At 65.7% G+C, this 7,937-nt stretch carries 6 protein-coding genes and 1 pseudogene; 6 read left to right on the plus strand and 1 reads right to left on the minus strand.

Translation table 11 applies throughout. From position 1 onward, the window contains the following. Positions 1–269: 269 nt before the first annotated feature. From F0Q45_RS09355 to F0Q45_RS09380, 6 genes are all read left to right on the plus strand, one after another. The gene (locus F0Q45_RS09355; RefSeq protein WP_149653689.1) at positions 270–1,364 is read left to right on the plus strand and encodes a PPE family protein; all 1,095 of its coding nucleotides are present in this window, start codon (positions 270–272) and stop codon (positions 1,362–1,364) included. Positions 1,365–1,455: 91 nt separating this feature from the next. After that, complete coding sequence (locus F0Q45_RS09360; protein ID WP_149653684.1) at positions 1,456–1,758, plus strand: WXG100 family type VII secretion target; 303 nt, start codon at positions 1,456–1,458, stop codon at positions 1,756–1,758. Positions 1,759–1,792: 34 nt separating this feature from the next. After that, the gene (gene esxA, locus F0Q45_RS09365) at positions 1,793–2,080 is read left to right on the plus strand and encodes a type VII secretion system ESX-1 WXG100 family target ESAT-6 (protein ID WP_149653685.1); all 288 of its coding nucleotides are present in this window, start codon (positions 1,793–1,795) and stop codon (positions 2,078–2,080) included. A 115-nt stretch (positions 2,081–2,195) separates the two neighbouring features. Further along, the gene (locus tag F0Q45_RS09370) at positions 2,196–4,289 is read left to right on the plus strand and encodes a MinD/ParA family ATP-binding protein (protein ID WP_149653686.1); all 2,094 of its coding nucleotides are present in this window, start codon (positions 2,196–2,198) and stop codon (positions 4,287–4,289) included. Beyond that, positions 4,286–5,821: a type VII secretion integral membrane protein EccD gene (gene eccD / locus F0Q45_RS09375; RefSeq protein ID WP_149653687.1), complete on the plus strand. Its 1,536-nt coding sequence runs from the start codon at positions 4,286–4,288 to the stop codon at positions 5,819–5,821. The genes F0Q45_RS09370 and eccD overlap by 4 nt, the downstream gene beginning before the upstream one ends. 101 nt (positions 5,822–5,922) lie before the next feature. Next, complete coding sequence (locus F0Q45_RS09380) at positions 5,923–6,705, plus strand: hypothetical protein (RefSeq protein WP_149653688.1); 783 nt, start codon at positions 5,923–5,925, stop codon at positions 6,703–6,705. 83 nt (positions 6,706–6,788) lie between these two features. Here F0Q45_RS09380 and F0Q45_RS09385 read toward each other — a convergent pair. After that, a pseudogene (locus F0Q45_RS09385) lies at positions 6,789–7,937 on the minus strand (secretion protein EspK); the annotation flags it as partial.

Genomic DNA, 7,937 nt, shown 5'->3' on the forward strand with positions numbered 1-7,937 from the left:
GGAGAAGAAGTAGGCAAATGGAAAAACCTCGCACGCGGCCGTCGGCGACATCGGAGCGCACGTGAGTGCAAATGCTCTGCGCGGTGTGGCAGCCGGTGCGGCAGTGTGGAAGTCGGTCACAGGGTGGGCCGAGCTTGATCGAGCGGGAACAGCACTCAAAGACCACTCAAAGACATCGTCAGTACCTATTCGGAAGTCGACGGCGGCGCACGCGCCTTCGTCTGACAGTTGAATCAACCGGCACCGCGCAACCAGAGGAAGTGATCACCATGCTGTGGCACGCAATGCCACCGGAGCTGAACACCGGACGGCTGATGGCCGGCGCGGGCGCGGCTCCGATGCTGGCCGCAGCCACCGGCTGGGCGGCGTTGTCGGCAGCCCTGGACGCTCAGGCCGTTGAGCTGACCGCGCGCCTGAACTCGCTCGGCGAAGCGTGGACCGGGGGTGGCAGCGACAAGGCCATCGCGGCTGCCCTGCCCATGGTGACCTGGCTGCAATCCGCGTCGACGCAGGCGAAGGCGCGAGGAATGCAGGCAACAGCTCAGGCGGCCGCATACACGCAGGCAATGGCGACGACACCGTCGCTGGTCGAGATCGCAGCGAACCACATCACTACCGCGATCCTGGTGGTGACCAACTTCTTTGGCATCAACACCGTGCCCATCGCCTTCAACGAGATGGACTACTTCATCCGCATGTGGAACCAGGCCGCCCTGGCGATGGACGTCTACCAGGCTGAGACCATAGCCAACACACTTTTTGAAAAGCTCGAGCCGATGACGTCCATCCTGGACCCCAGCGCGGCCCAGAGCATGTCTTCCACCCCAATCCTGGACATGGCCTCGCAAGTCACCGGCGTACCGTCCAGCCAGCTTCAACAGACAGCTTCGCAGCTCGTCGAGGCGAGCGGGCCCATGCAGCAGCTGACCCAGCCGGCGCAACAGGTGTCTTCGCTGTTCAGCCAGACAGGCGGCATGGGCGGCACCGGTGCGGCCGACGATAAGACCCTCCAGATGGGTCTGGTGGGAACCAGTCCGCTGTCTAACCACCCGCTGGCCGGAGGGTCGGGCCCCAGTATGGGCGCGGGCCTGCTGCGTGGAGAGGCGCTGCCCGGCGCCAGTGGCACGTTGGCCCGCACCCCGCTTATCGGGGAACTGCTCGACAAGCCTGCAGGCCCGGCGGTGCAGCCGGCTGCAGCTGCCGGGTCGTCAGCGACCAGTGGCTCGGCCCCGGTAGGTGCCGGCGGAGTAGGGCACGGGGGACAAGCCGGTGGTTCGTCTCGGCCAGGGCTAGCGACACCGGCCACGCTCACCCAAGAGCGCGACGAGGCAGAAGAAGACTGGGACCACGAGGACGATTGGTGATCGTCGCCAGTACCAACAGACTTCCCGGCCACCCGGGCCGGAAGACTTGCCAACAATTGGCGAGGAATGGAAAGAGAGAAAGTAGTCCAGCATGGCAGAGATGAAGACCGATTCGTCTGCCCTCGCGCAAGAGGCAGGTAATTTCGAGCGTATCTCCGGCGACCTGAAGACCCAGATCGACCAGGTGGAGTCCACCGCGGCTTCGCTGCAGGCCCAGTGGCGCGGCGCGGCGGGCACTGCCGCCCAGGCCGCAGTGGTGCGCTTCCAAGAGGCCGCCAACAAGCAAAAGGCGGAACTCGACGAAATCTCAACGAATATTCGCCAGGCCGGCGTCCAATACTCGAAGGCCGACGAAGAGCAGCAGCAGGCGCTGTCCTCGCAAATGGGCTTCTGATTCCCTAAGACCAAAGAAACGGAGCAAATAAGACATGACAGAGCAGCAGTGGAATTTCGCCGGCATTGAGGCCGCAGCTAGCGCAGTTCAGGGAAATGTCACCAGCATCCACTCCCTCCTCGACGAGGGCAAGCAGTCCCTGACCAAACTGGCCGCAGCCTGGGGCGGTAGCGGTTCGGAGGCCTACCAGGGCGTCCAGCAGAAGTGGGACGGCACCGCGCAAGAGCTCAACAGCGCGCTGCAGAACCTGGCCCGGACGATCAGCGAGGCCGGTCAGGCTATGGCCTCCACCGAGGGCAACGTGACCGGGATGTTCGCGTAGGACGCGTTTCAATACGCGTAGAATACCGAAGCACGAGATCGGGCGAGTTCAACCCTTCGGGAGATCTCGCCCCTTCTCGTGCTTTTTCCTATTGACGAACTTCTGAGAGGTTCTCATGCCGGCCGACTACGACAAACTCTTTCGGCCCGCTGAGGGTTCGTCGCCATCAGCAGATGACCGTGCGGAAAACTACTTTGACCCGGGTTCTTCGTATCCACCGCCCGCCAAACCCAATGGCGAAGCTCCCTCTGCATCGATCGACTGGCCGCAACCTTCTCAGCCGGCCCCGGCGACCCCAGAGGCAAAGGTCGAACCTCCGCCGCCGCTGCCTCCCATGCCCATCGGCGGACCCCCGCCCGTACCACCACCGGCACCACCGGAACCGCCACCCGTGGCGCCGGTACCCGCGCCAGCCACCGCCGAACCGCCCCCGTTGGCAATGCCGGCCACCGCAACCAAACCGCCGCTGCCTCCCATGCCTATAGGTGGACCCCCGCCCGTACCACCCGAACCACCACCGGCACCACCGGAACCGCCACCAGCGGCGCCACCGGAATCGTCGCAAGTCGCAGCAGAACCGCGGCGGACCTCAGTCGAGCAGCCACCGGCCGCAGCTGAACCACCCATGCCCGCCGGCGGTCCCCTGCCCACACCACCCGAACCGCCACGGCCCCCAACTCGGCCAACGCCGGGCGCACCACAACCACCGCCAGCCACCGTGGGACTGCCGTACACATCGCCCGAACCACTAAGGGCGGCAACCCAACCAACCTTGGCTGCACCCAAGCCCGCACCGCCTGCGCCAACAGCCGGTGGGCCTGGGCCAACCCGGCCAGACTTGAACGAAGCGTCGCCGAGCACAGCGCGAATCGGCCCGCAGCAGCAACCTCCGCCGTCGCCCCCACCAGCGCAGCCCGACGCTCCTCGCCATTCGCGTCGTGCCCGCCGCGGTCACCGCTATCTGCCCGAACCGGAAGCCGGCGAAGTTCAGGCGCCAACTGGTACGTCCCATCCGCTACGCCCGCCAACGGAACAACGTCCGCCAGCTTCGTTCGCGTGGTTACAGCAGGGTGGCTCGAGCGTTGATCGGTTTTCCGGACCCGCAGCTGCAACCCCGCCTGCCGAGCCCGGCGGTCGCCGCGCCACCCGGCGCGCCGCGCAGGCCGCCGAACCACCAGCGGTGACCGCGCCAACGCCATCCCCGCTCTTACCCACCCGGGCTCAACCGCCGGGACCGGTGCGAGCTCAACCCCCCGGCGCTCCCGATCCAGCTCAGCCGGTGATCGAACCCGCCACAGCCGACGGTCATCGCGACAAGAAGCACCCGAAACTCGTGTCTCAACGAGGGTGGCGGCGTTGGGTCCATGCGGTCACCCGGATCAACTTCGGGCTCTCGCCCGACGAGAAATACGAACTGGACCTTCGCACGCGCATCAACCGACGGCCCCGCGGTTCGTATCAGATTGCGGTGTTGGCACTGAAAGGTGGCGTCGGCAAGACGACGACGACGGTCACCTTGGGCACGACCCTTGCGCAGGTGCGCGGCGACCGGATCCTGGTGCTTGATGCTGATCCGGGCTCGGGAAACCTGGCCGACCGCGCCGGCCGCTCGTCGCCGTCGTCAATCGCGGACCTGCTGGCCGACCCACAGCTGTCGCACTACAACGATGTTCGCGCATACACCAGCGTAAACGCCGCCAACCTCGAGATACTGCCCGCGCAGGAGTACACCACCGCACGGCGCGGACTCAGCGGCGAAGATATGCGAATCGCCGTCAACAAGGTGTCAAGGTTCTACAACCTGGTCCTGGCCGACTGCGGAGCCGGCCTGTTCGACCCGGTAACCCGCAGCGTCTTACAAACGTCGTCGGCAATTGTGATCGTGACAAACGCATCGGTCGACAGCGCCCGGCAGGCCGCGATCGCCCTGAACTGGTTGCGCAACAATGGTTTCCACGATCTGCTCAGCCGTGCCTCCATGGCGATCAACCATGTCGCAGCGGGAGCGACCAACGTCGCGGAAAAGCATGTGGTCGCGCAATTCGCGCAGCAGCTCCAACCCGGCCGGATTGTGGTCTTGCCATGGGATAAGCACATCGCGGCCGGAACCGAAATTCAGCTCGACCTGCTCGGCCCCGCCTACCAGAGGCGAGTCCTTGAACTGGCCGCAACCCTGTCCGACGATTTTGAAAGGGCTGGACGTCGTTGAGCGCACCTGCTGTCGTTGCCCCCTCGGCCGCCGCGGGGACAACTCCCCCCAAACCAGCAACCACCCGGGTCACCATCCTCACCGGCAGACGGATGACAGATTTGGTACTGCCGGCGGCGGCGCCGATAGAAACCTATATCGACGACACCGTCGCCGTACTGGCCGATCTGTTGGAAGATACCCCGCCCGACATCCTGGCTGGCTTTGACTTTTCCGCACAAGGCGTGTGGGACTTCGCCCGCCCGGGATTTCCGCCGCTGAAGCTGGACCAATCGCTGGACGAGGCCGGGGTCGTCGACGGGTCGTTGTTGACCCTGGTTTCAGTAAGCCGCACAGAGCGCTATCGGCCGCTGGTCGAAGATGTTATCGACGCAATCGCGGTGCTCGATGAGTCGCCGGAATTCGACCGTTCGGCACTGAATCGCTTCATCGCTGTGGCAATCCCGGTGTTGACCCTGCCGGTCACCGTTGCGGCCATGCGGGCGTGGTGGGCAACGGGGCGCAACCTGTTCTGGCCGCTGGCCATAGGCATCATCGGTATCACCGTGCTGGTCGGCTACTTTGTTGCAAAGCGGTTCTATCAGAATGCGGGCCTTGCCACGAGTCTGCTGCTCACGGCGTACCCGCCGATTACTGCCGCGGCAGCGATGGCGATTCCGCTGCCGCGCGGAGTCCACTCGCTGGGGGCGCCCCAACTCGCCGCGGCCGCCACGGCGGTGTTGTTCGTAACGCTCACTGTGCGGGGTGGGCCGCGGCAGCGCCACGAATTGGCTTCGTTTGTGATCATCACATCAATCGCCACCATTGCCGCTGCGGTTGCCTTCGGTTACGGCTATTCGCACTGGGTGCCGGCCGGGGCGATCGCATTCGGGCTGTTCGTGGTGACCAACGCGGCCAAGTTGACCGTCGCTGTCGCCCGGATTGCGTTGCCGCCGATTCCCGTTCCTGGCGAGACCGTCGACAACGAAGAGCTGCTCGATCCCGTCACCGCCCAGGACGCCACTAATGAAGAGACGCCGACCTGGCAGGCCATCATCGCGTCGGCACCAGCGTCTGCCGCACGGCTCACCGAACGCAGCAAGCTGGCCAAACAGCTGCTCGTCGGATACGTCACGGCCGGCACGCTGGTTCTTGCCGTCGGCGCGATCGCGGTGGTGGTGCCCGGACACTTCTTTGTGCACAGTGTTGTAATAGCGGGTCTGCTCACAGTGATCAGTGGGTTCCGGTCCAGACTCTATGCAGACCGGTGGTGTGCCTGGGCATTGCTGGCGGCGGCCGTCGTGATCCCGACGGGTCTGGCGATCAAGCTGAGCCTGTGGTACCCGGATAATGCCTGGCTGATGCTGGCCACTTACCTCGCCACAGCCGTCGTCACCCTGATTGTGGCGGCAGCGACCGCTCAAGTTCGTCGCGTTTCGCCGGTGATGAAGCGCATTCTGGAATTGATCGACGGCGCGATGGTGGCGTCAATCATTCCACTGCTGCTGTGGGTCACCGGTGTTTACGACATGGTGCGTAATCTCCGATTGTGAATGGTGACGTACGTGGAGCGGGCGCCTAAATTAGCGCCAGGGGACGTCCTGTAGGTCGGGTAAAATTTGCTCGATGGGGACCGTAGAGAAGGGTTTTTGCGATGGCTGAACCACTGGCCGTCAATCCCACCCGCCTGGTAGCCGCGGGAAGCAAACTCGCCGAGCTGGTTTTTCCGACGCTTCCGGCGCCGCTTATCGCAACAGGCTCGGATCCGGTCTCCGCAGCGATCAACGAGACGATGCCCGGCATCGAATCCTTAGTTTCTGACGGGTTGCCTGGTGTCAGCGCTGCTCTCAAGCGGACAGCGACCAGCATGTCCGCCGCCGCGGAGGTCTACACCCAAGCCGACCAGTCGCTAGGCGAAGCGTTGGCGCAGTACCAATTCAGTTCTGCGGGGCTAGCGCTCACCGCCGGCGGGATAGCCGGTGCGGCGGCGAGCCTGGCCGGCCCTTCCGGGCAATCGCTGACCGCTCCCGCCGCGCAACTGCTCGGAGCCCCTATGGGGGCGGCATCTCAACTCAGCCAGGCGGTGGGCGTCCAGGCCGAAGCGCTGGCACCACGCGTGGCGGCCACCGTCCCGCAGCTAGTTCAGCTAGCTCCGCAAGCCGGTCAAATGGCCCAGCAAGCATCGCCGATTGCGCAGACCATCAGCCAGTCGGCGCAACAAGCGGCCTCGCAGGGTGCGGGCGCGGCACCAGCACAGCTCGCCTCCGACACCAAGCCGGATCAGCAAGCGCAGCTGGTCGACGAGAAAGAGAAAGACGACACGGACGAGGAAGCAACCGGTGAAGCGGGGGCCGCGGCGGGCGCCGCCACGTTGGTCAGCGCTCCGGTTCGCGGTACAGCCGCGGCATCGTCAAGTCCGATCACTACTCCGGTCTGAAATCCGGTCTGAAAATCCGCCTGCGCTTGCCAGGCTTGGCAGTTCGAACGGCTGCCAGCCGCGGTGCCGGATTCGGGTCAGCCTCAGGGTGCCTCGGCCACCGCGCCCTTAAGCAATCCGACGACATATCGCCAATACAGCCAGTCGGCGACGGCAGAACGCTGAGCCTCCGCGTCCGCCGCGCTGTACGCCTGATGCAAAGCGATGTGCTGGCAATGCTCGGCGTAGGCGCGAAATGCCTTCAGGTGAGCAAGCTCGCGGCCGCTGGCAGTGCTTGTCATCGGCTTCATCAGCTCAAACCACAACATGTGCCGCTCGTCGTCCGGCGTGTTGGCGTCAGCCGGCGCCGGTGGCAGCAGCTCAAGCAGCCGCAAGTCGTCGGTGTCTGCCAGCTGGGCCGCGGCCGAGGGATCCACCACCTCCAGGCGAGGCCGGCCCGTCATCTTGCCGCTTTCCGGGATGTCGTCGGCCTCCAAAATGATCTTGGCCACCCCAGGATCGGAATTGGCCAACTGCTCCGCGGTGCCGATCACCGCCCGCAGCTTCATGTCATGAAACGCAGCCCAGCCCTGCACCGCCAGCACCGGGTAGGTGGCAACACGGGCCATCTCGTCGGCCGGGATGGCGTGGTCAGCGCTGGCCATGTACACATCGGCTGGCAGCTGCAGCTGCTCAGGTATGTAGGCCAAGCCGTAACTGTTGGCCACCACGATATCGCCGTCGGTGGTTACCGCGGTGATCCAGAAGAAGCCGTAGTCACCCTGGTCGTAGGTGTCGGGCGCATTCAAGGCGGCAGCGATGCGGCGCGCCAACCGTAGCGGGTCCGCTTTGCCGCGGCGAGCACTCGACGCGGCAACGATGGCATCGCGCGCGCGGCGAGCCGCAGAGACCGGGACGGAGGGCAATGCAGTGACGTCATCCGGCGACTCGCGCTTTTCCTTCTCGGGTTGCTCGGGCGGCGGCGCGGGGCGCGCGGGGCGCGCGGGGGGCGCGGAGCGTGCCGACGCCGCCCGCGGGGTCGCCGTTGCCGGTGCCTTACCGGCCGGACCCAACGGGGCGCGGCCGGAGGCCGCACGCGACCCCCCGCCGGATGCCGCAGGCTGACCCGCGCCGGAGCCGGCGCCCGCGGACGGGGCTCCCGACCCCACTCCGGCGGACACTCCGCGAGCAGCCGCTGGCATGCCGCCCGCTGCCGCAGGTGCCGTCGCCGCCGACGATTGCGAGTCGTCGCC

This window comes from Mycobacterium simiae (genome assembly GCF_008370645.1).
GTDB classification, from domain to species: Bacteria; Actinomycetota; Actinomycetes; order Mycobacteriales; family Mycobacteriaceae; genus Mycobacterium; species Mycobacterium simiae_A.